Source organism: Rhodoferax lithotrophicus (genome assembly GCF_019973615.1).
Taxonomy (GTDB): Bacteria; Pseudomonadota; Gammaproteobacteria; order Burkholderiales; family Burkholderiaceae_C; genus Rhodoferax; species Rhodoferax lithotrophicus.
Genome location: NZ_AP024238.1, coordinates 366,669 through 391,307, shown reverse-complemented (window position 1 = coordinate 391,307; position 24,639 = coordinate 366,669). Strand labels below are relative to the sequence as shown.

The window sequence follows — 24,639 nt, the reverse complement described above, 5'->3', positions numbered from 1 at the left end:
GGCCACAGGCAAAATAGACCACCAAGCCTCCCGAAGCCACCAACACAACGGGCCACTACCGTTTCAGCTGCGCATAAAAATTTTCATGCGGGCCGACAGCCAGTAGCACCAGTTCGGTCGGACTGGTTTTATCGGGTCGCAAGCTATACGCCAACAGCGTTTCCTGCGCATTGAGTTTGAACTTGTAAACAAACACGTCGGCCAAGTCACCACGCTTCTCCACGCCCAACGCATGGTTGGCGGCGACAGACTTGACCGCCGCGTCCAGCACTTTTTTGTCTTTGGCGTGCAACTTCTTGGCAACGCGCGCAAATGACGGGGTTGCCGTGACCAACAAAACCACCACCGGTCACCCAAACACGTAGGGCTTGGCCTGTCCGGCCTTGGTCTCTTCCAGCGACAGCATGGTGTCCTGAATCAGGCGCAGGGGCATGTCTGGATTCTCCAGAACGCACTTGCCAATGCGTGCCCAGTACTCAATCTGCTTGGGCACAGACCGGTGCTCCGCCGCCGCCGTAGCCTTGGCATCTTCTACCAATTCGTCCGATAACTTGAGTGCCACAGCCATATAGAACCCCTCTCTTAAATTGGGTGTATTTTGCCTCAAGTTGCAACCTTTTACACCAAACACAAAAACCTGAGCATCACGGCATCACACGGTCTTCACACAGTTTTCACACAAGCACCCAAAGCCTTCCAACTGGCTTCTCCGTGGCGCGAGATGCTCTCTCCATCGTGCAATATCGCACGCTCTCTGGAGAACATCACCATGGCCTTCGCAGCTTCGGCAACCGCCACCGCAAGCCTTTCGACCCCTGCTGCCACGCGGGCAGCACCTGCCCCCGCTCACAAACCACGCTGGTTGTGGCTGTCCACCACACTCCTGGCCGCCACCTGTTTTGTGGCGCTGGTCAGCAGCCCGGCACAAGCGCAAGACCGCGATGCCGCCCCGCGCCAAAAGACCGAGAGCCCTTACTTCTTCGTCAAAAGCAGTGACCCCACGCTGGACCAGTTACCGCTGAAATCCACGCAGGTGAATGTGCAGGTCAGCGGTGTGATTGCCGACGTGACCGTGCTGCAAACCTACAAAAACGAAGGCCAGCGTGCCATCGAAGCCAAGTACGTGTTCCCCGGCTCCACCCGTGCCGCCGTCCACGGCATGAACGTGCGCCTGGCCGACCGGCTGATCACCGCCAAAATCCGCGAGAAGCAACAGGCCAAGATCGAATATGAGGCCGCCAAACAAGAGGGCAAAACCGCCGCCCTGCTGGAGCAGCACCTGCCCAACGTGTTCCAGATGAACGTGGCCAACATCATGCCCGGTGACGACGTGAAGGTGGAACTGCGCTACACCGAGCTGTTGCTGCCCCTTGACGGCAAGTACCAGTTTGTCTTCCCCACCGTGGTCGGCCCGCGCTACAACAGCCCGCAAAGTGGGCAGGCCAACGCCACCTGGGTGGCACAGCCCACGCTGCCACACGGCCAGCAAACGCCCACCAGCGCCAGCCAGCCTGCGTTTGACATCCACATCACGCTCAACACCCCCGTTGGCTTGAAAGAGCTGACATCGCCCTCCCACACCATTCACAACGCCACCGAGCAAGGCGGAGCCACCGTGGTCGGCCTGAACCCCACGGACGAGCCCACCAACAACCGCGATTTCATCCTGAACTACCGCTTGGCCGGTGACAAGATCGAAAGCGGCGTAATGCTCTACAAAGGCCAGGACGAGAACTTTTTCCTGGCCATGGTGGAGCCGCCCAAGGCCCCGCCAGCGGCCAGCATCAGCCCGCGTGACTACATCTTTGTGGTGGATATTTCGGGCTCCATGCACGGTTTTCCGCTGGACACCGCCAAGGGCGTGCTGCGTGAACTGATTGGCGGCCTGCGCCCCAGTGACACCTTCAACGTGCTGCTGTTCTCGGGCAGCAACCGTTTCCTGAGCCCGCAGTCGGTGCCCGCCACCAAGGCCAACATCGAGCAAGCCATCCGAACCATTGACCAGGAAGGCGGCGGTGGCAGCACCGAGCTGATCCCGGCCCTGAAACGGGTCTATGCCCAGCCCAAGAACGCCGATGTGTCGCGCACCGTGGTGGTGGTCACCGACGGCTATGTCACCGTAGAGCGCGAAGCCTTTGAGCTGGTGCGCCAGCACCTCAGCAGCGCCAATGTGTTCTCGTTTGGCATTGGCTCCAGCGTCAACCGCCACCTGATGGAAGGCCTGGCCCGCGCCGGCATGGGCGAACCGTTCATCATCACCCAGCCTTCAGAAGCCGCCGAACAAGCCAACCGTTTCCGCAAGATGATCGACTCGCCCGTGCTCACCAACGTCAAAGTGCGCTTTGAAGGCCTGGACGTGTACGACGTGGAACCGGCTCAAGTGCCCGACTTGCTGGCCCAGCGCCCGTTGATTGTGTTTGGCAAATGGCGCGGTGAGGCCAAGGGTCAACTGGTGGTGGACGGCAACAGCCCCAACGGCCCGCTGCACTTGAGCATGCCCATCAGCGCCAACAACACATCGGATACCGCCGCCCTGCGCCACCTGTGGGCGCGGCATCGCATTGCCACGCTGAGTGACCAGGAAGCGATTGAAGGTGGCAATGCCGCCAAAGAAGCCATCACCGAGCTGGGCCTGAAATACAGCCTGCTGACCCAGTACACCAGCTTTCTGGCTGTCGACCAAGTGGTGCGCAACAAGGCCCCGGCAGACAGCACCAGCGTCAACCAACCCTTACCGCTGCCGCAAGGTGTAGAGAACTCGGCTCTGGGCGCTGAAGTGCCCAGCACGCCTGAGCCTGCCACCTGGGGCGCGATGCTGGTGACGATCTCGGTGTTGGCCATGCTGGCCGTGCGCCGCCGCCGCGCCCAAGCCCGTGCGCATCACAACTGTTTCTGAGTCAACACCATGCTTTTGCAAATGCCCCTGTTCGTGCGCTTTGGCATCGCCATCGACACCGCTGCTGAGTGGCGCTGGCTGGCCCTGCTGGCCGCGGCGCTGTGGCCCACTTGGTGGTGGATGGGTCAGCGCATGCTTGACGGCTCGGACGACCCACTGGGGCTGCTGGCCCTGGCTGCGCTGGCGGGCCTGTTGTGGCAACACCGCCAGCATTTGCGGGCCGCGCCACGCCTGGGGTTGCAAGCCACTGCGTTGATGGGGGTGTTGCTCACCACCGCACTGCATCATCAACTGCCTGACTTGGCCGTGGCACTCACCGGCCTGTTGAGTCTGGCCGCAGGGCTGCTGGCGTTTTTGCCTGCGCGGGTGGCTGTGGCTCCGGTGCTGGGCTTGTCGGTGTTGTCACTGCCGCTGCTGGCATCGTTGCAGTTTTACGCGGGCTTTCCGCTGCGCGTGGTCACGGCAGAAATCAGCCGCTGGCTGCTGTCACTGGCGCACACGGTGGAGCGCAGCGGCAGCAGCCTGGTGGTGGACGGGCAACTCATCATCGTCGACGCACCTTGCTCGGGCGTGCAAATGGCCTGGCTAGGCTACTTCAGCGCCTGCGTGATGGCACTGGCTGTGGGCCGCAGCAACCGCAGCTTTTTGCTGCGCTTGCCGCTGGTGGGTTCGCTGGTGCTGCTGTGCAATGTGCTGCGCAACACCGTGCTGGTGGCGCTGCAAGCCACGGGCCAATACCTGCCCGGTTGGAGCCATGATGCGGTGGGTCTGGTGGCGCTGGCGGCGGTGTGTGCTGGCATTGCCTGGGTCATGATTTGGGAGCGCAAAGCATCATGAACTTTCTAACCAACCGTTTCGTCAACCGTGTGTTGCACAAAACCCTGTGGGCCGCGCTGCTGCCGCTGTGTGTGCTGTGGGGCATCGCCCAAGCCGTGGCTGAACACGCGGCTGTGCAAGCTACAACGCAGTCCCGGCCCAGCGTGGAATGGCCAACTGAATGGCAAGGTAACCCGCTGCGACCCTTGGCGCTCAGCGAGGTGGAGCAACGTTTTGCCAGCCACTTCCCCGGCACGCTGGCACGTCTGACCGATGGCCGCCAGGTGCTGGTACTGCGCCAGGTGAACCAGCCCACCCGCATGCTGCACCCGGCCACCGACTGCTACCGGGGCCTGGGTTATCACATCCACCACGAACAACTCGAAGTGCAGGCCGACCAGACCCGTTGGCGCTGTTTTGTGGCCGAGCGCGGTGGCCGCGCCGTGCGGGTATGTGAACGCATCGAAGACGCACGGGGCCAGGGCTTTACCGATGCGTCGGCCTGGTACTGGGCCTCGGTGGCAGGGCAGTCCAGCGGGCCGTGGCGCGCCATGACGGTGGCTACACCGCTATGACCACAGGAGCGTTAAACCTAGATTCCTCAGTTGACCGCTCATTAGTACCAGTAAGCGCCTATGAACATTGACTTTTCAGCGTTGATCCACTTCACCTTTTGGGTGACAGCGCTACGCACCCGATTGAGCCGCCAGGAACGTGCCTGGGGGCGTTGCTCCTCCTCGAAGGCAGGAGCCTTCAGCGTCGTCGCGCCTACCCAGACACGCCCCTGACAGCCCACTCGGGCGCGTCCAACTAAGGAATCTAGGTTAAATGAATCACTTGAACACCTTGCCACGCATCGCGTACCGCTTTTGCTACGGGCTTGGCCTGGCTTTTGTGGTGGGGGTCATCACCCTGCTGGTGCTGTTTTGGGTCACCCGCGCCGCGCTGCGCCCGCCACACGGCGCCTGGGCCACCCGCGTGTTTGTTGACCCGGTCGCGCTGGAGATGGGTGTGCCGTCGCTGATCTGGCTGGGCACTACCCCCTGGCTGGCGCAGCAGCTCGACGGCCACACCCTGCCCACCCGCATCGGCCCGGTGCAGGTGGCGTGGGATGCAACCAGCCACACCATGCGCCTGAGCTGCCAACCCTGCAGCCTGCGCAGTCCCAGTTGGGGCAGCGAGCCCTTGCGGCTGGCCAGCGTGACCGCCACCGTGCAGCGCCTGGGGGCCATGCAGTTGCACGGCACGCTGTCCACTGGAGGCATCAACGCCACCTGGCACGGCCAGTTGAAACCCAACGGTTTGCTGTTGAACATGGACTTGCCGCCCACCCCGGTGCGCGACGGCTACGCGCTGTTGGCCAGCGCCATCCCCGAGCTGGCCGTGGCGCAGATCGACGGCACGTTTGCCTTACACGCCAGCCTGAGTCTGCCCGACAAAACCCTGACGCTGGAGCCGCAGCTACAAGGCATGAGCGTGCAAGGCCTGGGCACCGCGCAGTGGGCCAACGCCCGCAGCCCCTGCGGTAAAGGCCTGCCGCCCACCTCCCTGAGCGCCCAGAGCCTGCTGGCCCGCGCCGTCATTGCCGCTGAAGACCAGCGCTTTTTTGAACACCCCGGCTACGACCTGGTGGAGATGGGCCAGGCCTTGCGCAGCAACCAGCGCACCGCGCTTACGCCAATCGACAGCTCCGGCATCCCCCTGCGCGGGGCCAGCACCTTGTCACAACAAGTGGCCAAACTGCTGGTCACCGGCGGTGAGCGCTCCCCCGTGCGCAAGCTGCGCGAACTGCTCTACGCCGTGGAAATGGAACAAACCCTGGGCAAGGCGCGCATCCTGCGCCTGTACCTGGACAACGCGCCCTGGGGCAGCAACTTGTGCGGTGCGCAGGCGGCAGCACTTCACTACTTTGGCAAACACGCCGACCACCTCAGTGCGCCAGAGGCCGTCTGGCTGGCTGCCATGCTGCACAACCCGGCACTGGAGGCCAAGCGCTGGGCCAGCAGTGGGCATATCAATGTGGCTCGGGCGCAGTGGGTGGCGGGGAATTTGCGGGGGGGTGGGGCGGAGGCAGGGGGTGCAGTTGCAGAGGACTTTGGCGCATGGGGGGGAGATGCCTGTGCACGTGGTGGTACCGAAGGCACCAGAGAACATTGCCAATTCCGCAATGGCTGGGCTTTCTGGAGACATCAGTTCACTACCAAATCAATAGTGATTACGATTAATCCCTTATGCTCTCGACTCGACTGTATTCATGATGCCAACCTTCGAGCCATGAGTAGTACGACAAACAAAAAACACAGGGAAATCAGGTATGAAACTGAGAGAGATAAAAGTCCACAACTACCGCGCTGTCACCGACCTTTGCATTGAGGCTCACGACTACACACTTCTGGTCGGAGCCAACAATGCTGGTAAAAGCACAGTGCTCAATGCGTTACGTGCGTTTTATGACGACCTCAAATGGTCGACCGACGACTTCCCCAAAACTGGTGCAAAAGACACAGAGTCCTGGGTACAACTGAAATTTCATCTCGACGAGGACGAATGGGTTGGTCTCGCGGAAAAATACAAGGCGGGTGTGACTGACCAAAGTCTCACTGTTCGCCGCTATTTCAAGTCCGACGATAAGGGTCGGGTGCAAGCGAGTCAGAGCAACATTTTTGGACTGATCAATGGCGAACTGGACACTGAGCTGTTCTACGGGGCCAAGAATGTCGGCGCTGCAAAGGTAGGCCAGATCATTTACGTGCCAGCACTCACAACCCCGGCTGAGCAAACCAAGATGAGCGGACCATCTCCCCTGAGAAACATGCTCAACTTCCTGCTCAAGAAGGTTGTTGCGAAAAGTGAAGCATTCAAGGATGTTTCCGCTGCCTTCGAGAAGTTCAACGCTGAAGCCAAGAAGAATGATGGATTTCTGAGCGAGATTTCGAAACCACTGAACACTGCGATCTCGTCATGGAGTATCCAGATTGACCTGTCGATCAGCTCTGTAGCCCCGGAAGACATATCGAAATCGTTGGTGAAATTCGCGTTCGTGGATGCAGCCCTGGGCGACGTTGGGTTCGACCTCGAACGTTACGGTCACGGCTTCCAACGCTCTGTCATCTACGAGTTAATACGCTTGGCGCCCACTTTCAAGGATGACAAAAAAGCCGACAAAAAGGAATTCAACCCGTCGTTTAACCTCGTGCTGTTCGAGGAGCCGGAAGCCTTTTTGCACCCGAGCCAGCAAGAGGGTATGGCCTACCACTTGCGCCGACTTGGCGCAGAGGCGGGACAGCAGGTAATCATTACGACGCATTCACCAACCTTTGCCGGAAAGGCTGCCGAGCAAATCGGCCAGCTCGTCCGCATACAACGAGAGAACGGGGCAAGCCAAGCATTCCAACCCAAGGGCGGTCAAATCAAGGACATCTTCGATAAAGGGGGCGAACTGATGGAGGCATTGCAGGCCTTTGTGGCAGACCCGAGCATTGATGAGGGTGCCAAGAAACGAGCCAAGGCCATGATCGCGCAGCCGCCACAGGCTCACATTGCAGAGCAGGAAGAGCGGTTTCGATTCCAGCTTTGGCTTGATGGCGAGCGTGCTTCGCTGTTCTTCGCCGACAGGGTGCTGCTTGTGGAAGGTGCCACCGAACGCGCCTTGTTCAACTATCTGCTGGCGAACGAATGGCATGACCTGGCACCCCACCGCGTGTGTGTCATTGATGCCTTAGGAAAGTTCAATCTCCACCGATACATGGCGTTGCTGTCTGCCTACGGCATTCCACATGGCGTGATGCTGGATGATGACAACGACAAAGACCATCACGGGGCAGTCAACGATCTCATCGAAACGTGTGCAACATCGGTAACGCTGGCCGCGCCAGTGAAGTTCAACGATTGCCTGGAAACCTTTCTTGGCATTCCTGTGCCAGATCGCGACAAGAAGCCCGTTGAGGTTATGAAGGCCGTCACAAGTGGTGCCATCAATCCCACCCGCCTGCAAGCTCTGCGCGAGCAGTTTTGCGCCGCACTAGCCATTGCTTGATACGTTTGCAGGGTTGGTCAGTGCATATCAATTCACCATTAAATTTATAGCTACAGGCCAACGATTCACCTCGGCTAACAAGTGATTTCATTCAAGAAATCACCCAGCAAAGCGCACACTAGACCGCAGCTGTATCCCGCCATGTTCCTTGAACAAAGCGGCGATCCAGTCCACAAAGACGCGCACCTTGCCTGACAGGTGGCGGCGCTGGGGGTAGACCACGTTCAGCGGCAAGGGGTCGGGCAGCCATTCGCTCAGCACCGGGTCCAGGCTGCCGCGCTGTATGGCATTTTTCTTGAGTCCTCAACCTTGCCCACTGGCATGCAAAGATACCAAATCAGCTTGGATTTTGACCTGCCTGAGATTCAGAATGCTTCCATAAAGGTAAGCAGACTTTAAGTAATTGCTTGCCTTTAATGAATCGTAAAATTGATCAATGCTTTTCTATAGGCTACCATTCAACTCAACTTTGATCGTTTATAGGCAAGCAAAATGTCCTCTGAATTCAACCATCTCCGGCTAGAGCAGCTCCAGGCAGCGGTCGCTGCCTATGGGGTTTTGCTGGCAAAGCGTGCCCCCTCGCGCGGCTGGCTGAAAGAAATCCGCGAGGCGCTGGGCCGCACCGAGCGCCAGCAGGCCGCGCGTCTGGGCATCACAAGTTCCACGTTGCACAAGTCAGAGCAATCTGAAGCGCAGGAGCGCATCTCGCTGGCGCAGTTGCGCAAGCTGGCCGACGGCTTGGACTGCGAGCTGGTTTATGCCCTGGTGCCGCGCAAGCCGCTGACGGAAGTGGTGCAGAACCGGGCCAGGCAGTTGGCGCAAGAAGAGGTCTACGGGGTGGCGCATACCATGAGCCTGGAAGACCAAAGGCCCACGGACGAGCGCATTCAAAAGCAGGTGGCGCGCCGTGCGGATGAGTTGCTGCGCGGAAAGTGGTCGCAGCTATGGCGCTGATTCTTGACGACTTTGACGCGCAAGAAGGGCAGACGCCGCCGGACCCGGATGAAAAGGCGGGCCTGCTCCCACGGCACATCGAAACCAAGGGCGCACTCAATGACTGGGAGCAGGAGAACATTCTTCAAGCCACCAAATGGCTGCGCCGAGCCAAACTGCCAGAGGTGCTATCGGAGAGTTTTTGCCGGGACTTGCACCGCAGGATGTTCAACAAAACCTGGAAGTGGGCGGGTAAGTTCCGCACTTCGGACAAGAACATTGGCTGCGACTGGACCTTGGTCGCGGTCAAGCTGAATCAATTGCTGGGCAATGCACGGTACTGGGTCGACAACAAAACGTTTAATCCTGATGAGTTGGCCGCGCGTTTTCACCATGCGCTGGTTTGGATTCATCCCTTCCCCAATGGCAATGGCCGCCATGCACGCATGATGACTGACGCATTGTTGAAGCAGTTGGGGCGGCCTGCTTTCAGTTGGGGCAGCGGGGCCAACCTGATCGCTGCCAATGAGGTGCGGGCGCATTACCTCGCAGCATTGCGTGCAGCGGATAAGAATGATTTCACTGCTTTATTGGTCTTCGTTCGCAGCTAAGGCAGGCCCAAAAAACGACAGCCACATGAGCCACCAGATCATCGCCCCGACCAGAACACTTGGTGATTGAAATGGTAGAGCAACCCAATCAACTATCCAATTTATAGCTGCTTACGCACATTCCACCTAGGCCAGAAGGCAATTTCATCCACAAACTCAGCCCCCAGCAAAGTGCACACTGGAGCGCAGTTGTATCCCGTCATGCTCCTTGAACAAAGCAGCGATCCAGTCCACAAAAACACGCACCTTGCCTGACAGGTGGCGGCGCTGGGGGTAGACCACGTTCAGCGGCAAGGGGTCGGGCAGCCATTCGCTCAGCACCGGGTCCAGGCTGCCGCGCTGCATGGCCTCTTTCAGCACAAAGGCCGGTATACGTGCGATGCCCAGGCCGGCCTCGGCGGCGGCCAAGTAGCTGTTTTCGTCGTTGACGCACAGGCTGCCTTTCATCGGGATTTTCAGATAGTCGCTGTCCTTGGCAAAGGTCCATTCGGCGAGTCGGCCGGAATGCTGAAACAGATGCTGCACGCAGCGGTGCGTCGCCAGATCGCGCGGATGCGTCGGGCGGCCCTGCGCGGCCAGGTAGCTGGGGGCGGCACAGGTGGCCAGGTAGAGCTGACCGACCGGCCGGGCGACCAGGCTGCTATCTTCAATGTCGCCACTCCACACCGCGCAGTCGATGCCGTTTTCCAGCAAGGCGGTGCGGCTTTCGCTGCAGCTCAGTTCGAGCTGGATGTCAGGATAGGCCGCAAAGAAACTGGGCAAGGCGGGCACGATGACCCAGCGGGCCATCAGCGTGGGTACCTCCACCCGCAGATGCCCGCTCGGCGAGGCGTGGCGCTGGCCCAGGGCTTCCTGCGCGTCGTGCATTTGCGCCAGGATCGAGCAGCAGTGCTCGTAATACGCCATGCCATCGGGCGTGACGCTGACGCTGCGGGTGGTGCGGTTCAGCAGCCGCACGCCCAGCTGCGCCTCCAGGCGCTGGATCAGGGTGGTGGCGGTGGCATTGGGCATGCCCAGGGCGACCGCCGCGCGGCTGAAGCTGCCCGCTTCCACCACCCGCGTGAACACCTCCATGGCTTGAAATTGGGGCATCTTGATTATTCACATGAATGAAAAGTGATTTATTAAAACACTTCTTTATTCAAATCAAGTGAACAAATAGACTGAGCCCCCACTTGCAGCAATGGGCCGCAAGACACTCCCCAGGAACACCCCATGGTTCGCGTCAGCATCCTCTACCCCCACAGCGACAACGTTCACTTTGACTGGCCGTACTACGTTCAGCAGCACATGCCGATGTCCATCCGCTTGCTCAGCGCGCACCCCGGCTACAACGGGGTATCGGTTGCACGTGGCCTGTCGGGCACAAGCCCAGGGTCAAACCCCGGGTTTGTGGCCGAGTGCCATTTCACGTTCACCGGGGTCGATGCGTTCATCGCCGCCTTCACACCACACGCTGGTGTGCTGGAGGGCGACATTGGCAACTACACCAATGCCCGCCCACTGATTCAATTCAGCGAGGTCATTGCGCTTTGAGGCAGACCGCGGCAAGGTGGCATGGCATCAATTCACTATTGAATTTATAGCTACTTGCCAACGTTCTACCTGGACCAGAGAGCTATTTCGTTGACAATAATGGGCCAAACATCGACCGCAAGAAAGTGCCCACCATGACCACCCCACTCCTCACCACCGCCGACAAAGGCAACGCCAGAACCGAAGCGGCCCTGAAACGCCTGCGCACCGCCATGGCCGAGATTGAGGCGGACATTGCCGCCCACCAAGGCATCTACCCGTTCAACCATGGCCGGGTCACGCAGTCTGAGCTGTGCCGCCGCGCGGATGTGAAAAAAGCCACGCTGCAAAACCCGCTGCACAAGGACAGCACGCGGGTGGAGATCATGGTCTGGCTGGATGCGCTGAACGCCAAGCTGATGCAAACCCGCGACGGCACCCGGGAGCGGGTCACGGCAGTGGCCGATGACTTGGCCGCAGAGGTTGAACGCCTGACCCTGGCCAACCAGCAATTGATGCAAAAACTGGAAGCTGCAGAGCTGCTGGTGGCACAACTGCGGCAGGAAAACGCGCAGCAGATACCAACACCAGGTTGAGAGGGCTTTGCAAGCCGATATTCAGGTTCCTACATCCATCGGCTATAGTCAGTTGACATGACGTTTTGATGAAATGGATTCGATGTTGTCAAGCGACAACTTGATGCCTTCGTTGCAACTTTCACGCTCATTTAGGAATATGAGGTCTATGGACTTTTTCTACGTCAAGCTTCCGATAGGTCCCAAAGTGACAGATCGAGAGCAAATCTTCCACGAGGGATTGGACTCCGCCCTGACAGCAGAGGAAGTGGGCTCCGTTCTGGGTTGGGGAAGCTCTTTATCCCGCATGAAGGACAGTGAACCGGCTCACTTGGCATTTCACCGGGTTGATATCGATATCACTGATTTCCAGCCAGCACGAGCCTTGATCCAACGCACGCTTGTCGCGCTTGATGCGCCAGACGGAACGGAGATTCACTACACCGTTAACGGCACGGCATTACAAGACATCTCCAGTTCTGATGGGTGGCGAACTGAGCCATGTATCACCAGCACACGGCACACGACTTGATCTGAATAGCGTTGCTGCGGGTTTGCTCAACTGACACACATCTCGTTTTTAATCCCGGCAAGCCCCACCATCACAAACAATGGCAATTGCCCCAGGTTGCCCATCTGGACTGGCGTATACACAGGCATTTCCTGCACTTTATTTCCGAGGTTTCTGAATGCCCCACATTCCCATGTCCAGCTTGTTGCGCCAGAAGATGTTCATGCGCTTCTGGTTAGCCCGGCTGACGGGCATTATGGCCAACCAGATGCTGATGGTGGCGGTGGGCTGGCAGATGTATGACCTCACCGGCAGTGCCTGGGCGCTGGGTTTGGTCGGCTTGTTCCAGTTTGTCCCCGCCTTGTTGATGACCTTGCCAGCCGGTCATGCCGCAGACCGCTGGCACCGGGGAAAAATCTTCGCCGCGTGTATGGCACTGCAGGCCGTGGTGGCGGCCACCATGGCTTTTTCAGCCTGGCAACACAGCACCAGTCGGGAGCTGATCCTTGGCCTGTCCATTCTGCTCGGTATGGCGCGTGCGTTTCAGATGCCGGCCCAGCAAGCCATCACACCCCGGCTGGTTCCCCCGTCCATGTTGCAACGGGCGGTGACCCTGAGCAGCAGCGGCATGGAGTTTGCCGTCATCACCGGGCCTGCTCTGGGCGGGCTCATTTACATGGCCGGGGCGACGGCGGTGTACGCCAGTTGCACCGCCCTGCTGCTGGTGTCCACCGGGTTGACGCTGGGCGTTCGCTATGCGCACCAGGCCAACCAGAACGCCGTGAGCTGGCGCTCGACCCTGGCCGGACTGGCCTTCGTGTGGCGGCAAAAGGTGCTGCTGGGGGCTTTGTCGCTGGACTTGTTTGCCGTGCTTCTGGGCGGCGCGACGGCTTTGCTGCCGATCTACGCCAAGGACATCCTGCACACCGGCCCGCAGGGCCTGGGGCTGCTGCGGGCCGCACCGTCAGTGGGCGCACTGCTGATGTCTTTGGCACTGATGCGCTGGCCCCTGCATCGCCGGGTGGGACATAAGCTGTTGGCCGCTGTGGCCGTTTTCGGTCTGGCCACTTTGGCGTTTGGTTTGTCCACCCACATCGGCCTGTCCATGCTGGCCTTGGCGCTGGCTGGTGCGGCGGACAACGTCAGTGTGGTGATCCGTCTGACGATCATGCAACTGGACACGCCGGATGACATCCGTGGCCGGGTGTCGGCGGTGAACTCTCTGTTCATCGGGGCTTCCAACCAGTTGGGGGAATTTGAGTCCGGTGCACTGGCTGCCGCAGTGGGGCCGGTGGCTTCGGTGGTGATCGGTGGCCTGGGTACACTGGCGGTGGCGGCCCTGTGGTTCAAGCTGTTTCCGGGTCTGGCCCAAAGGGATCAATTTGAAAACCAGCCCCGCCAGACTGAGCTTTTGAAAAGCTAAGCCTCCAGCAACGCCATCATCTGTTCCAAAGGTATGGGTCGACTGAGCAGATAGCCTTGCAACTTGATATTTCCAAGTCTTTGCAACTCCTGGCGTTGCGCCTCTGTTTCAACACCTTCCGCAACCACCTCCATGCCCATGCTGCTGGCGAGGCCAAGCGTGAATTCAACAATGCTGTGACTGTCACGGTCGGTGAGCATCTTGCCCACAAAACTTTGATCGACCTTGATTTCTGCAGGACGAATTTTCTGGATGTAATTCAGGCAGGAATATCCCGTTCCGAAGTCGTCAATGGAAATGCGATACCCATGCGCCTTGAGTGTCTTGAGGGTTTCCATCACTTTGATTTCATCACTCATGATGGCCGACTCGGTCACTTCCACCATGATGTTGTGGGGCGGAACATGGAATTGAACACACGCGTCATGCAGCGTCATGGTCAAACGGGGGTCTCGCAGTTGAAGCGCTGAAATATTGATGGACAAAGGGAGCTCATGCCCAGCGCGAACCAAGACCGCGTAACTGCGCACGGTGGCATCAATGATCCAGTTCCCGAGCAAGGAAATTTGACCTGTATCTTCTGCAATCGGAATGAACTGGGCCGGACTGACCTGACCAAACTCGGGATGATGCCAGCGGATCAACACCTCGGCACTCAAAATACGCTCACCATCCACACTGTATTGGGGCTGAAACGCCAGGGAGAGGTTCTGCCCATGGTTGTCCAGTGCGTGCCTCAGGGCATTGTCTATTTTCAGGAAACGCTCCACGCCCGCATTCATCGCACTTTCATAAAAACGGTACACGTTGGCCCCTTCCTGTTTGGCCTTGTACATGGCGGTGTCTGCACAGCGCAGCAAACTGTCCACGTTGCGCCCATCAGCCGGATAAATGGCAATACCGGCACTCATGCTGATGTGGTACCGGCCTCCCTCAATGCTGAAGGGTCGCCGCAAGGACTCGATCAATAGCTTGGCCACGCTGGCCGCCTTGATGCCGTCTGCCCCAGGAATTGCCACCACAAATTCATCACCACCCCAGCGCGCCAAAATACTGCCCGGTTCAATCTGCGCCTTGAAGCGGTTGGCAACTTCTCTCAGCACCATGTCGCCTGCCGGATGCCCCAAGGTGTCATTGATGTGCTTGAACTTATCCAGATCAACAAACATCAGCGCCATGCCGTGATTGTTTTGCCTCATCTGGGCAATCTGCAACTCCACGTCTTTTTGCATCAAATGCCTGTTGGGCAAATCGGTGAGCTGGTCATAGTTGGCCAGATGAACCAGCCGACGTTCGTAGTCTTTTTTCTCGGTAATGTCGTCAAAAATACCGATGAAATGGGTGATGCTGCCTCGTTCATCCTTGAGGGTGTTGATGGTCAGCCACTCAGGATAGACATGCCCACCTTTGGAGCGATTCCAGACTTCGCCTTGCCAACTGCCGTTTCGGATAACAGTGTTCCACATGGCTTGATAGAAGTCCGCACCGTGACGGCCCGAACTCAGCATGGCGGGTGTTTTACCCTGCCAATCTTCTGGAAGATACCCGGTGATGCGACTGAAGGCTCGGTTAACCCGAATGATGTGATTGTGCTGATCCGAGATCAAAATCCCCTGGCCACTCTCATCGAACACACGCGCAGACAACCGGAGTTCGGCATTTTTATGCTGCAGCGAGCTCACCAGCGAGGTGAGAGATCGGGCAAATATCGCCAATTCTCCGCCCCCCGTTGGTTGAGGGATTTCTGTACCGAGATCCTCATGGCGAATTTTTTCAGCAGCGGCTGACAACGCTTCCAGCGGACGCAGATGTCGATTCAGGACAAACCACAAAATGGCACTGAACACCAACGCCGTGGCCAGCCCACCGATCAGGATCAAACGTGACAAATCTTGTGCGGGGCCAAACGCAGAGGCCTCTGACTTGCGGGCAACCACTGTCCAGCCCATGCCCGGGTAATTGCGAAACGGCACTTCACGCACTGCCGCAGTCAGGTAACGCTGCTGATCGGGCCATGTTTCAACAGCAACCTGCCGCTGATTGTTCGTCAACCCCTGGTACGTTTTGAGCGAGGCCAATTCAACCTTCAAGGACGGCAGTTGAGGGGTACCCATCAGTACCTTGCCCTCCTTGTTGAGCACAACCACATCCAGGTGTTCGCGGGACAGTTGATCCAACATGGTTTCCCGCACCTCAAACGCCCAGTCCAGACTCAAATGCCCACAAATCACGCCAAGGAATTTTCCATGGTTGTCATAGACCGGGGCTGAAAGGTCAACCAGCCGCAACGGCAAGTCATCCCACTTGGGTTTGGGCAGCAATTTGGCCAAAAGAAAGGCATCGTGCGCGTCCCCGAAATGAAGTCCTTGTTTACCTTTGATAAACCATTCCCGCTCAGCCACACTTTTGCCGACCAGCAAATTGTCACTTCCAGCGACGATATTGCCGCTGGCATCCGCCATACCAATCCAGGCATAGTACGGATAGGCTTGGCGGGTTTGCTCAAAAATGGCTCTCTTGCGGTCAGCGGGAAAGGCCGGATCTTTGATGCGATCATGCCCGGTCAGAAACAAAATTTCATTGCCCCGGGTGCTCATGTCATGCGCTAATTGCGATGTCATGCGGACAGCAATATTCTGCAAAAGTGCGCTCTGATCACGCTCGATTTGGGATTGACTCAGTTGGCTGGCGATTTGGCTCACCAACAGGGAACTGAACAGCGCCAGCGCACCGATACTGAGCGCCAGATGTCCCTTCAAACCCAACTTAACCATACGTTGTCCTTGCAGGGAGTTTGACGGCTTTCAAGCAGCTCTCACCCAGCTCAAAAGTCTTTGTGATCATCCCTGATGTGATGGTGATACAAGAAAAAAACATTCTACTTGTCGACAGGTGAAACACAGATGGTCGGCAAGAACCATGACACCTATCGTTTTCAAAAATCCAAGATAAAAGCCCCGCCAGTCTCACGACTGCGGGGCTTTAAGGCGCATGATTTACTATGAATTAAATAGCTGTCTACGCCTATTTATAAAGGGCCAAGGCCCTATTTGATATCAAAATCAACCAGCTCACGCCAGCAACGCATTCACACGCTTCACATAGGCCGAAGGATCTTCGGGCAAACCACCTTCGGCCAGCAGGGCCTGGTCGAACAGGATGTGGGCCAGGTCATTAAAGTGCACCGAACCATCGAGCTTTTTCACCAGCGGGTGTTCGGCGTTCACTTCCAGCACCGGCTTGACTTCCGGTGCAGATTGACCGGCTTGCTTGAGCATACGTGCCAGCTGGGTGCTCATGCCGTTGTCTTGCACCACCAGGCAGGCCGGGCTGTCAACCAGGCGGGTGGTCACACGCACGTCTTCAGCCTTGTCTTTCAACGCTTCTTTCAGCTTGGCCAGCAGGGGTTTGAAGGTTTCGGCGGCTTCTTCTGCGGCTTTCTTTTCCGCTTCGTCTTGCAGCTTGCCCAGATCCACGGCCCCTTTGGCCACACTTTGCAGCGGCGTGCCCTCAAAGTCTTGCAGGTAGTTCAGCGCCCATTCGTCCACACGGTCGGTCATCAACAAGACTTCGATGCCCTTTTTCTTGAACACTTCCAGTTGCGGGCTGTTTTTGGCAGCGGCGGCGTTGTCAGCGGTGATGTAGTAGATGGCTTCCTGGCCTTCTTTCATGCGGGCTTTGTAGTCGGCAAAGCTGACACTCACGGCATCGGTGGTGCTGGAGGCAAAGCGCAACAGCTTGGCCAGGCGCTCTTTGTTCGCATAGTCTTCGCCCAGGCCTTCCTTGAGCACCGCGCCAAATTCCTTGTAGAACTTGGTGTATTTGCCAGCATTTTTCTCGGCTTCAGCCTTGTCTTCGGCGCTCAAAACATCGGTCACACCCTCGGCGGAGGCCTCTGGCAACTTGTCGTTCTTGGCCAAGTCTTCCAGCATACCCAGCACGCGCTTGGTACAGCCTTCGCGAATGGCTTTCACGTCGCGGCTTTCCTGCAGCAACTCGCGGCTCACGTTGAGTGGCAAATCGGCCGAATCGACCACGCCTTTGACAAAACGCAGATAGGTCGGCAACAGCGCCTCGGCATCGTCCATGATGAAGACGCGCTTCACATACAGCTTGACCCCGGCCGATTTTTCGCGGTTGTACAGGTCAAACGGGGCTTTACCGGGAATGTAGAGCAGCTGGGTGTATTCGGTACTGCCTTCCACGCGGTTGTGGGTGTGGGCCAGCGGGGCTTCGAAGTCGTGGCTGATCTGTTTGTAGAACTCGTTGTACTGCTCTTGCGTGACATCTTTCTTGGCCCGTGCCCAGATGGCATTGGCCTTGTTGATGGTTTCCCATTCACCGGTCTTGACCATGGCACCAGGCTGGCGGCCACCGTTTTCGTCGCTTGGGTTGATGAGTTCGCCGTCTTTCCACTCTTCTTTTTCCATCAGGATCGGCAAACTGATGTGGTCCGAGTATTTGTTGATGATGCTCTTGACCTTCCAGGCAGAGGCATAGTCCATCGCGTCTTCGCGCAAGTGCAAGATCACGCTGGTGCCGCGCTCGGTGCGGGTGATGGCTTCCACCTCGAAGTTGCCCGCACCGCCGCTGATCCAGCGCACACCTTCTTCAGACTTCATACCGGCACGACGAGATTCCACCGTGATCTTGTCTGCCACGATGAAGCCGCTGTAAAAACCCACACCAAACTGGCCAATGAGCTGCGAGTCAGCCTTTTGGTCGCCCGACAGTTTGGAGACAAAATCTTTGGTGCCACTCTTGGCAATGGTGCCCAGGTGGTCAATGGCTTCCTGGGTGCTCATGCCGATGCCGTTGTCGGTGATGGTGAGCGTTTTGGCATCCTTGTCAAAAGTGACCTTGACCTTGAGTTCGCTGTCGCTCTCGTACAAACCACTGTCGTTGATGGCTTCAAACCGCAGTTTGTCACACGCATCAGAGGCGTTGGAGATCAGCTCGCGCAGAAAAATTTCTTTGTTGGAATACAGCGAATGGGTCACCAGGTGCAGCAGTTGAGCCACTTCAGCCTGAAAGGAAAGGGTTTGTTTGGTCATGGAGATTGGCGTCTTCTCAAAAAATAAAAACCAGCAAAAACGAATGCTGGCACTCAAGCAATGCGCTATTTGGGGACGTTGGAGATGATTTCAAGATGGCTAGCTGGGTATTCCTGCACTCGTCCAAACCAGGCTAACACCTGTTGCGTCACGACCGGGCTACTGAGCAATTGCATGTGATGGGTACGGTAGGCAATGTACTCTTGCGCAAAGTGCAGTTGCCGTGCAACTTCATCATGCTGACCCAGGGCACTGCGCAGCGGCACCAGACCATCCCCCAGCAAACGATCCGCCAGCAAGCCACGTTTGGCGGCCGTGGTGGCTGCCACAGCAAAGCAGTTCACACCATCGGGCAAAGGCAGGGGTGTCCGGCTGTCAGGCGTGCGGCGAAACCGGTCATGGCCTTGCCAGTCTGAATCCAGCACAAAGCCATAACGCAGGTCAGTCACCCCACTGCTTCGCAACTGCCCCAGCTTGGCAAACGGGCGGCTGTAGGGCGTGCTGCCCAGCAGCACATCCACCCAGTTACCCGCACGCTCCAGCGGCGCACCATGGTGTGGCGTACCCAGGAAAACGATGTTCTTCAACTGCCTGGGCCATAGCCAGCCATGCAGTTGTGCCGACTGCACGGCGCTGCGTATCACCAGACCACCCATGCTGTGGGCCAGCACACTGAGTTCGGTCACTGGCACCGGCCAGTGCAACAACAGATCGTCCAGTTGGCGGGCCAGGGTATGACCGTTCTCGGACACATGCAGACCCGAGTTGTAGCGCACATAGATCGGGGTATAGCCCAGTGCCTGCGCCAGCTGGCTGGCGTGGTTGACGGGCTCCCCGGCGTGCTGAGCGTTCCATTGCAAGTCATTCATACACAGCCCGTGAATCACCACCAGCAGTTTGCCGCTGACGTGTGTGGCCGCGGGCATCACCGCGACATCCAGCACCCGCCCCTGGAAACGCAAGCTCATCGGTGTGGCCAGCGGGTTGCCGCTGGCCTGCAAGCGGTCACCCATCACCCCGTTGAGGGCGGCCACCACGGCAGCACGCTCAAAAGTTTCATCGGCGGGCCCCTCCAGCCGCAGCAACCAGGGCTCCAGCCGGGTCAAAGCCGCAGCGAGGCCCTGCCCGACCAACTTGGTTACGCCATGAATACTGTGGTAAACCAGCCCGGTCAGCCCCCGCGTTTGTGCCGCGGTGTCGCCGCCGGGTGCGCCCAAGGTGCTCAACACCGATTGGTGCACCCCCTCTGACAGGGTGGTCACGGCATGTGTGGCCTGCGTGGCCAACAAGGTGATGGCCCGCAGATCTGAAGCGTGCAAATGGGATTTTTTCTTGGGGGGAAGATGGGCCGTCATGCGGCCCATTGTGGTGCGTACCGTGCCTGACACGGTAGGGGATTGCCTCTATCTTGAAGAAGCAGACCAGACATTGTGCAGTGCCTGGTCTCTGAGCGGCTTATTTATGCCGTGCGGCAATAGCCCGTTCTGCCGTATTCACCAAGTCGGCTCCTACCGTATTTTTCCATTTGTTGTACACCGGGCGTGTGGCTTTGACAAAGGCTTCGCGTTCAGCGGCGCTGAGTTGGGTGATGGTGACATTACCCACTGCGGCAATGTCTTTCAGCAACGGCTTGTCTGCTTCGACCAGGCCTTTACGCGCCAGGGCAATCTCTTGTTTACCCGCGTCGGTGGCGGCCTGGCGCACGATGGCCTGGTCAGCAGGTGTCCATGAGCCCCAGATTTCCTTGTTCACCACAAAAATCAAGGGGTCCGCCACATAGCCCCAGGTGGTAATGAACTTTTGACCTACGGTGTGCATTTTGAGCACCTGGAACAAATACAGGGGATTTTCCTGACCGTCCACCGCACCACTGGACAACGCGGGCTGCGCGTCTGCCCAGCTCATCTGGGTGGGGTTGGCACCCATGGCGCTGAACATGTCAGAGTAAATGGGCGAGCCCACCACGCGAATTTTCATGCCCTTGAGGTCTTCCGGTGACTTGATGGGGCGCTTGGAGTTGGTCACTTCCCGGTAACCGTTTTCACCCCAGGCCAGTGGCACCACACCAGCTTTGTCGAGGGTGGCAAAAATTTTCTTGCCCACGTCGCCCTGGGTCAAAGCATCCAGCGCCGCATAGTCAGGCATCAGGAACGGCAGCGAGAACAAGTTGAGCTCTTTCACTTGGGGAGACCAGTTGATGGTGGAACCCACCGCCATGTCGATCACGCCCTGACGCAATGCAGAAAATTCGCGCGTCTGGTCGCCCTGGATCAATGACACACCGGGATACAGCTTGATGTTGATGCGGCCCTGGGTGCGCTCTTTCACCAGATCGGCCCAGATCTTGCCAGCCTGGCCCCAGGGGGTGGAGGTGTTGAGCACCATCGACAGCTTGTACTCTGCCTTGTAGGTTTCTGCGCTGGCAGTCAAGGCGAGTGTTCCCAGCGCGGCGGCCGCCATCAGGCTCAAAAGGGTTCTGCGTAGTTTCATATCATGTCTCCTCGGTTAAAAATCAATAGCAAGTTTAATAGCCCAGATAACGTGGCAACCACAAAGCCAGCTCAGGCCAGAGGATGACGGCCACCATCACCAGGAACATGGAGAACAGCATCCAGCCCACCCAACGCACGGTTTCTTCCATGCGTACATTGGCAATGCGGCAAGACACCATCAGGTTCACAGCCAGCGGCGGGGTGAACTGACCCAGCGCCACCTTGAGCGTCAGGATCACGCCAAACCAGACCGGGTCCCATTTGTAAAACTGAACAATCGGCCATAACAAAGGCACAAAAATCAGAAAGATCGAGACACCGTCCAGAAACATGCCCACGGTGATCAACATCAGAATCAGCAGCGACAGCACCCCATATTCCCCCAAACCGGAGTTCACGATGGCATTGGTCACCGGGTCAATCACACCCAGGGTGGACAGGGAGTACGCAAAGATACCCGCCAGCGACACCACCAGCAGGATGATGGCCGACAACTCCCCTGACTCGCGCAAGATAACAAACAGGTCACGCAACTTGATGGTATGGTGAATCGCCATACCCACAAACAAGCCATAAAACACGGCCACCACCGCCGCCTCCGTGGGGGTGAACCAGCCCGCACGCATACCGCCCAAAATCAGGATGGGCGCGGCCAACCCCCAGGAGGCTTCTTTCAGGCTTTGCCAGAACGCCGGGCGTGGCAGACTGGCTTCAAGTGCCCCCATCTTGTGTTTACGCGCCATCCATACGGTAGGGATGATCAACGCCAGACCCGCCATCACCCCTGGAATCATGCCGGCGGCAAACAAGGCGGGCACCGAGGCCCCTGGCACCAGCACCGAGTAGACGATGAAGGCCACCGAGGGGGGAATCAGGATGTCGGTCGCCGCAGCCGCCCCGACCACGCTGGCAGAAAATGCTGCGGGGTAGCCGGCACGCGACATGGCGGTGATCATCACCGCACCCACCGCTGCCGCATTGGCCGGGCCGGAACCCGAAATGCCACCCAAGAACATGGCCACCACAATGGCCACCAGCGGCAGCATACCGGGGCCGCGCCCCACGATGGCAATGGCAAAGTTGACCAGTCTCAAAGCCACCCCGGAGCGGTCAAAAATGGAGCCCACCAACACAAACATCGGGATCGCCAGCAGCGGGTATTTGCCCAACCCCGCGTAAAAATTCTGCGGCACCGCCAGCAGGCCAAACCATTGCGCATCCGAGTTGGCCAACGCAATACAACCCGCGCCAGCCAGGCCGAGAGCAGCCCCAATCGGCACCCCCAGCAGCATCATGACCAGAAAAGCCACAAACAACAGGGTAGGAATCATGACTGACGCCCCCGGCGAATGAACAAGCCCAAGGCGCGCCCGGCAATGGCCACCGACATCACGGGCAGCCAGATCGTGTACCACCATTGCGGCACACCAATCCCCGGTGAAGTCTCGCCATACCGGATGTCGTCATAAACCATGCGGCTGCTGAGCACGGCAATCAGCGCAAACAGCAGAAACACCATGATGGCACCAAAGCGTGCCAAAGCCCGTTGCCGCGCCGCAGAGCCACTGTCGGCAAAAAACTCAATACGGATCTGCCGGTTACGCGCCACCGATGCCGAACCGGCCACCAGCGCCAGCGCAATCATCAGAAAGACAGAGAACTCCTCCGTCCAGGCAAATGACTGGTCGCTGAAGTAGCGCACCAGCACGTTGGCAAAGGTGATCAGCGCCAACAGCCCCATGATGATGACGGTCAGCCAGTCTTCAATTTTCAAAGGCACCAGCGTGTCTTCATCGGGGACAGACGGGTCTGGCACTTCAACGGGCAGGTGAGTGGGTTCGTGAGGTAAGTGCATGGTTTCTAAAGTGAATCAACCCGTTTGACCAAATCAATGGCCAAGGTGTTTTTCGACAAACAGGCTTCAACGGTAAAACAAGGTAGGGAGCCACATGGTCAACGGGGGCCACAATGCCGCGACCATCAGGTCAAGCAGTGCCACAATCACCAGCGGCATGACGGCACGCGAAATTTTTCCAAGCGAAATCCCGGCAATGCTGCAACTGACAAACAGGCAAATGCCCACAGGCGGTGTCAGCATGCCAATGGCCAGGTTCACCACCACCAGCACACCAAACTGCACCGGGTCGACCATCATTTGGGGTGTCAGCAAGGCCAGCACCGGCACCAGCAACAGCAGCGCCGCCGTGGTTTCCATGACGCAGCCCACCACCAGCAGCAAGGCCATGACCATCAGCAACAAACCGGTGGGTGGCAAAGACAGTGAGGATACAAACACGTCGAGCAGGCGGGCGCTCTGTTGCATGGCCAGCAGCCAGCCAAAAATCTTGGCCATGGCAATGATGAACAAAATACCACCCGCAGCCACTTGTGATTTGATGATCAAGGCAGGCAAGTCTTTCCAGGCCAGTTCCCGGTTGATCACCGTCCCCACCAGCAAGGCATAAAACACCGCCAGTGCGGCCGCTTCGGTGACGGTCACCACACCACTCAAAATGCCACCCAGCACCACCACTGGCGCACCCATGGACCAAATGGCGGCTTTGCCGGTGACCGCGACTTCGCTCCAGGTAAACGGCACACGCTCACCGTAGCCCTTGCGCCAGGAAATCCAGACCGCAACGATGATGAAGGACAGCCCCAGCAAAACCCCCACCAGCATCCCCCCGGCAAACAATTGTGATGTCGAGATATTGGTCATGAAACCAAAAATCACCATCGGGATGGAGGGCGGAATGATGATGCCAATCGAACCGCCAGCGGCGACCACGGCGGCCGCAAAAGCGGGCGGGTAGCCCTGGCGAATCATCGCCGGAATCACCACCGCGCCGATGGCCGCCGTGTCTGCGGCCGCCGAGCCTGAAATCCCGGCAATGATCATCGAGGCCACAATGGCTGCGGCGGCCAGCCCGCCTGGGGCCCAGCCGACCAGGCTGTTGCAAAAGTCAATCAGCCGCCGGGAGATGCCGCCCACCTCCATGATGGAGCCCGCAATCATGAACAGAGGCACGGCCAGCAGGTCAAACGAATCCACACCGGAAAAAAGTTGCTGCACCACGGTTTGCCCAAGTGCGGCCAGCGTGGCGCTTTCGGGAAAAACGCCAGGCGTCACGATCAGGCCAATGGCTGGCAAACCGATGGACAGGGCAATCGGCAGGCCCAGTGCCATCAAGGCAAACATCAGGCCAAACAACAGGACAATGATCATTCTGCACCCCGTTCATGAGGCTCGGTCTCGGCCTTGCGTCGGGTCATGTCCGTCAGGATGTGCACCAAAAAAATAGCTCCAGAGAGGGGAACCACGGAAACAGGCAGCGACATCGGCATCTGAATGGCGGTCGAGGTCTGATCCCAGGATTTGAGTGTATAGATCACCCCATACCAGGTGATCAAACCAAAACAACCCAGCGTGAGCGCTTGCAGGCTGCGCGTGATGAGTTGCTCCACCACCCGTCCAAAACGTGCGCCAAAACCGGCCAGTCCGATGAAGTGGGCACGTTTGTAGGCCACGGTAGCCCCCAGAAACGTGGTGGCGACCAGCAGATAGCGGCCAATTTCTTCTGACCAGCTCAGTGAATGCCCGGCGTAGCGGGCCAACACTTGAGCAAACAAGATAAGTGAAATGGTCACGCCAGCCAATAAAAGCAGGCGCTCGACCCAATGATTAAGCTGATCGCTGACGGCCATCAGTCTTTGATGAAAACGCATAGGTGTTTCGGGCGGTGATCATGGGTGCACGCAGAAGTTGCACCCATGACG

The 24,639-nt window shown here is 58.3% G+C and carries 23 protein-coding genes; 11 read left to right on the top strand and 12 right to left on the bottom strand.

The window, feature by feature from the left end; genetic code table 11:
* Positions 1-55: 55 nt before the first annotated feature.
* Both LDN84_RS01810 and LDN84_RS01805 read right to left on the bottom strand, forming a co-directional pair.
* Positions 56-343 (bottom strand): type II toxin-antitoxin system RelE/ParE family toxin, encoded by a 288-nt coding sequence (locus tag LDN84_RS01810; protein WP_223907306.1) that lies wholly within the window; start codon positions 341-343, stop codon positions 56-58.
* Between the two features lie 6 nt (positions 344-349).
* Complete coding sequence (locus LDN84_RS01805; RefSeq protein ID WP_223907303.1) at positions 350-568, bottom strand: TA system antitoxin ParD family protein; 219 nt, start codon at positions 566-568, stop codon at positions 350-352.
* 201 nt (positions 569-769) lie between these two features.
* Between LDN84_RS01805 and LDN84_RS01800 the strand changes: the two genes are divergently transcribed.
* From LDN84_RS01800 to LDN84_RS01780, 5 genes are all read left to right on the top strand, one after another.
* Positions 770-2,896 carry a VIT and vWA domain-containing protein gene (locus LDN84_RS01800; RefSeq protein WP_223907299.1) on the top strand — a complete coding sequence of 709 codons (2,127 nt, stop codon included), beginning with the start codon at positions 770-772 and terminating at the stop codon, positions 2,894-2,896.
* Between the two features lie 9 nt (positions 2,897-2,905).
* On the top strand, positions 2,906-3,733 hold the full coding sequence (gene xrtQa / locus LDN84_RS01795) for an exosortase Q (protein ID WP_223907296.1): 828 nt from the start codon (positions 2,906-2,908) through the stop codon (positions 3,731-3,733).
* Positions 3,730-4,287 (top strand): exosortase Q subunit 2, encoded by a 558-nt coding sequence (gene xrtQb, locus LDN84_RS01790; protein WP_223907293.1) that lies wholly within the window; start codon positions 3,730-3,732, stop codon positions 4,285-4,287. Before xrtQa ends, xrtQb begins: the two co-directional genes overlap by 4 nt.
* 253 nt (positions 4,288-4,540) lie before the next feature.
* Entirely contained in the window at positions 4,541-6,085 is a 1,545-nt protein-coding gene (locus tag LDN84_RS01785; protein WP_223907290.1) for a biosynthetic peptidoglycan transglycosylase, read from the top strand.
* On the top strand, positions 6,027-7,748 hold the full coding sequence (locus LDN84_RS01780; RefSeq protein ID WP_223907288.1) for an ATP-dependent nuclease: 1,722 nt from the start codon (positions 6,027-6,029) through the stop codon (positions 7,746-7,748). The genes LDN84_RS01785 and LDN84_RS01780 overlap by 59 nt, the downstream gene beginning before the upstream one ends.
* Before the next feature lie 99 nt (positions 7,749-7,847).
* On the opposite strand, the gene LDN84_RS01775 is transcribed toward LDN84_RS01780, so the two are convergent.
* Complete coding sequence (locus LDN84_RS01775; RefSeq protein WP_276572413.1) at positions 7,848-8,009, bottom strand: hypothetical protein; 162 nt, start codon at positions 8,007-8,009, stop codon at positions 7,848-7,850.
* A gap of 231 nt (positions 8,010-8,240) precedes the next feature.
* On the opposite strand from LDN84_RS01775, the gene LDN84_RS01770 reads away from it, so the two are divergent.
* Together LDN84_RS01770 and LDN84_RS01765 are read left to right on the top strand one after the other, a co-directional pair.
* The gene (locus LDN84_RS01770; RefSeq protein ID WP_223907285.1) at positions 8,241-8,702 is read left to right on the top strand and encodes a mobile mystery protein A; all 462 of its coding nucleotides are present in this window, start codon (positions 8,241-8,243) and stop codon (positions 8,700-8,702) included.
* A complete protein-coding gene (locus LDN84_RS01765) occupies positions 8,693-9,292 on the top strand; it encodes a mobile mystery protein B (RefSeq protein WP_223907282.1) in 600 nt (199 codons plus the stop codon). Before LDN84_RS01770 ends, LDN84_RS01765 begins: the two co-directional genes overlap by 10 nt.
* Before the next feature lie 156 nt (positions 9,293-9,448).
* On the opposite strand, the gene LDN84_RS01760 is transcribed toward LDN84_RS01765, so the two are convergent.
* Positions 9,449-10,384, bottom strand: coding sequence for a LysR family transcriptional regulator (locus LDN84_RS01760; RefSeq protein ID WP_223907279.1), 936 nt, complete (start codon positions 10,382-10,384; stop codon positions 9,449-9,451).
* A 123-nt stretch (positions 10,385-10,507) separates the two neighbouring features.
* Here LDN84_RS01760 and LDN84_RS01755 point away from each other — a divergent pair, with 123 nt between their 5' ends.
* The 4 genes from LDN84_RS01755 to LDN84_RS01740 all read left to right on the top strand — a co-directional run bounded on the left by LDN84_RS01755 (position 10,508) and on the right by LDN84_RS01740 (position 13,316).
* Positions 10,508-10,828, top strand: coding sequence for an EthD family reductase (locus LDN84_RS01755; protein WP_223907276.1), 321 nt, complete (start codon positions 10,508-10,510; stop codon positions 10,826-10,828).
* A 134-nt stretch (positions 10,829-10,962) separates the two neighbouring features.
* Positions 10,963-11,403 (top strand): hypothetical protein, encoded by a 441-nt coding sequence (locus tag LDN84_RS01750; RefSeq protein ID WP_223907273.1) that lies wholly within the window; start codon positions 10,963-10,965, stop codon positions 11,401-11,403.
* Between the two features lie 148 nt (positions 11,404-11,551).
* Entirely contained in the window at positions 11,552-11,914 is a 363-nt protein-coding gene (locus tag LDN84_RS01745; RefSeq protein ID WP_223907270.1) for a hypothetical protein, read from the top strand.
* A 157-nt stretch (positions 11,915-12,071) separates the two neighbouring features.
* Positions 12,072-13,316, top strand: coding sequence for an MFS transporter (locus LDN84_RS01740; RefSeq protein ID WP_223907266.1), 1,245 nt, complete (start codon positions 12,072-12,074; stop codon positions 13,314-13,316).
* On the opposite strand, the gene LDN84_RS01735 is transcribed toward LDN84_RS01740, so the two are convergent.
* From LDN84_RS01735 to LDN84_RS01700, 8 genes are all read right to left on the bottom strand, one after another.
* The gene (locus LDN84_RS01735; RefSeq protein ID WP_223907262.1) at positions 13,313-16,090 is read right to left on the bottom strand and encodes a bifunctional diguanylate cyclase/phosphodiesterase; all 2,778 of its coding nucleotides are present in this window, start codon (positions 16,088-16,090) and stop codon (positions 13,313-13,315) included. The genes LDN84_RS01740 and LDN84_RS01735 overlap by 4 nt on opposite strands.
* A 297-nt stretch (positions 16,091-16,387) precedes the next feature.
* Complete coding sequence (htpG, locus tag LDN84_RS01730) at positions 16,388-18,370, bottom strand: molecular chaperone HtpG (protein ID WP_223907259.1); 1,983 nt, start codon at positions 18,368-18,370, stop codon at positions 16,388-16,390.
* Positions 18,371-18,435: 65 nt separating this feature from the next.
* Positions 18,436-19,725 (bottom strand): esterase/lipase family protein, encoded by a 1,290-nt coding sequence (locus LDN84_RS01725; protein WP_223907256.1) that lies wholly within the window; start codon positions 19,723-19,725, stop codon positions 18,436-18,438.
* Between the two features lie 100 nt (positions 19,726-19,825).
* A complete protein-coding gene (locus LDN84_RS01720; RefSeq protein WP_223907254.1) occupies positions 19,826-20,860 on the bottom strand; it encodes a DctP family TRAP transporter solute-binding subunit in 1,035 nt (344 codons plus the stop codon).
* Positions 20,861-20,894: 34 nt separating this feature from the next.
* Entirely contained in the window at positions 20,895-22,193 is a 1,299-nt protein-coding gene (locus tag LDN84_RS01715) for a TRAP transporter large permease (protein WP_223907251.1), read from the bottom strand.
* Positions 22,190-22,717 (bottom strand): TRAP transporter small permease, encoded by a 528-nt coding sequence (locus LDN84_RS01710; RefSeq protein WP_223907248.1) that lies wholly within the window; start codon positions 22,715-22,717, stop codon positions 22,190-22,192. Before LDN84_RS01710 ends, LDN84_RS01715 begins: the two co-directional genes overlap by 4 nt.
* Positions 22,718-22,783: 66 nt before the next feature.
* Positions 22,784-24,088, bottom strand: a complete 1,305-nt coding sequence (locus LDN84_RS01705; RefSeq protein WP_223907246.1) for a TRAP transporter large permease — start codon at positions 24,086-24,088, stop codon at positions 22,784-22,786.
* Positions 24,085-24,588 carry a TRAP transporter small permease gene (locus LDN84_RS01700; protein ID WP_223907243.1) on the bottom strand — a complete coding sequence of 168 codons (504 nt, stop codon included), beginning with the start codon at positions 24,586-24,588 and terminating at the stop codon, positions 24,085-24,087. The genes LDN84_RS01705 and LDN84_RS01700 overlap by 4 nt, the downstream gene beginning before the upstream one ends.
* Positions 24,589-24,639: the final 51 nt, after the last annotated feature.

Coding starts and splice junctions, on each gene's coding strand:
- LDN84_RS01805 (WP_223907303.1), bottom strand. CDS start 568: ATGGCTGTGGCACTCAAGTTATCGGACGAATTGGTAGAAGATGCCAAG.
- LDN84_RS01800 (WP_223907299.1), top strand. CDS start 770: ATGGCCTTCGCAGCTTCGGCAACCGCCACCGCAAGCCTTTCGACCCCT.
- xrtQa (WP_223907296.1), top strand. CDS start 2,906: ATGCTTTTGCAAATGCCCCTGTTCGTGCGCTTTGGCATCGCCATCGAC.
- xrtQb (WP_223907293.1), top strand. CDS start 3,730: ATGAACTTTCTAACCAACCGTTTCGTCAACCGTGTGTTGCACAAAACC.
- LDN84_RS01785 (WP_223907290.1), top strand. CDS start 4,541: ATGAATCACTTGAACACCTTGCCACGCATCGCGTACCGCTTTTGCTAC.
- LDN84_RS01780 (WP_223907288.1), top strand. CDS start 6,027: ATGAAACTGAGAGAGATAAAAGTCCACAACTACCGCGCTGTCACCGAC.
- LDN84_RS01770 (WP_223907285.1), top strand. CDS start 8,241: ATGTCCTCTGAATTCAACCATCTCCGGCTAGAGCAGCTCCAGGCAGCG.
- LDN84_RS01765 (WP_223907282.1), top strand. CDS start 8,693: ATGGCGCTGATTCTTGACGACTTTGACGCGCAAGAAGGGCAGACGCCG.
- LDN84_RS01760 (WP_223907279.1), bottom strand. CDS start 10,384: ATGCCCCAATTTCAAGCCATGGAGGTGTTCACGCGGGTGGTGGAAGCG.
- LDN84_RS01755 (WP_223907276.1), top strand. CDS start 10,508: ATGGTTCGCGTCAGCATCCTCTACCCCCACAGCGACAACGTTCACTTT.
- LDN84_RS01750 (WP_223907273.1), top strand. CDS start 10,963: ATGACCACCCCACTCCTCACCACCGCCGACAAAGGCAACGCCAGAACC.
- LDN84_RS01745 (WP_223907270.1), top strand. CDS start 11,552: ATGGACTTTTTCTACGTCAAGCTTCCGATAGGTCCCAAAGTGACAGAT.
- LDN84_RS01740 (WP_223907266.1), top strand. CDS start 12,072: ATGCCCCACATTCCCATGTCCAGCTTGTTGCGCCAGAAGATGTTCATG.
- LDN84_RS01735 (WP_223907262.1), bottom strand. CDS start 16,090: ATGGTTAAGTTGGGTTTGAAGGGACATCTGGCGCTCAGTATCGGTGCG.
- htpG (WP_223907259.1), bottom strand. CDS start 18,370: ATGACCAAACAAACCCTTTCCTTTCAGGCTGAAGTGGCTCAACTGCTG.
- LDN84_RS01725 (WP_223907256.1), bottom strand. CDS start 19,725: ATGACGGCCCATCTTCCCCCCAAGAAAAAATCCCATTTGCACGCTTCA.
- LDN84_RS01720 (WP_223907254.1), bottom strand. CDS start 20,860: ATGAAACTACGCAGAACCCTTTTGAGCCTGATGGCGGCCGCCGCGCTG.
- LDN84_RS01715 (WP_223907251.1), bottom strand. CDS start 22,193: ATGATTCCTACCCTGTTGTTTGTGGCTTTTCTGGTCATGATGCTGCTG.
- LDN84_RS01710 (WP_223907248.1), bottom strand. CDS start 22,717: ATGCACTTACCTCACGAACCCACTCACCTGCCCGTTGAAGTGCCAGAC.
- LDN84_RS01705 (WP_223907246.1), bottom strand. CDS start 24,088: ATGATCATTGTCCTGTTGTTTGGCCTGATGTTTGCCTTGATGGCACTG.
- LDN84_RS01700 (WP_223907243.1), bottom strand. CDS start 24,588: ATGCGTTTTCATCAAAGACTGATGGCCGTCAGCGATCAGCTTAATCAT.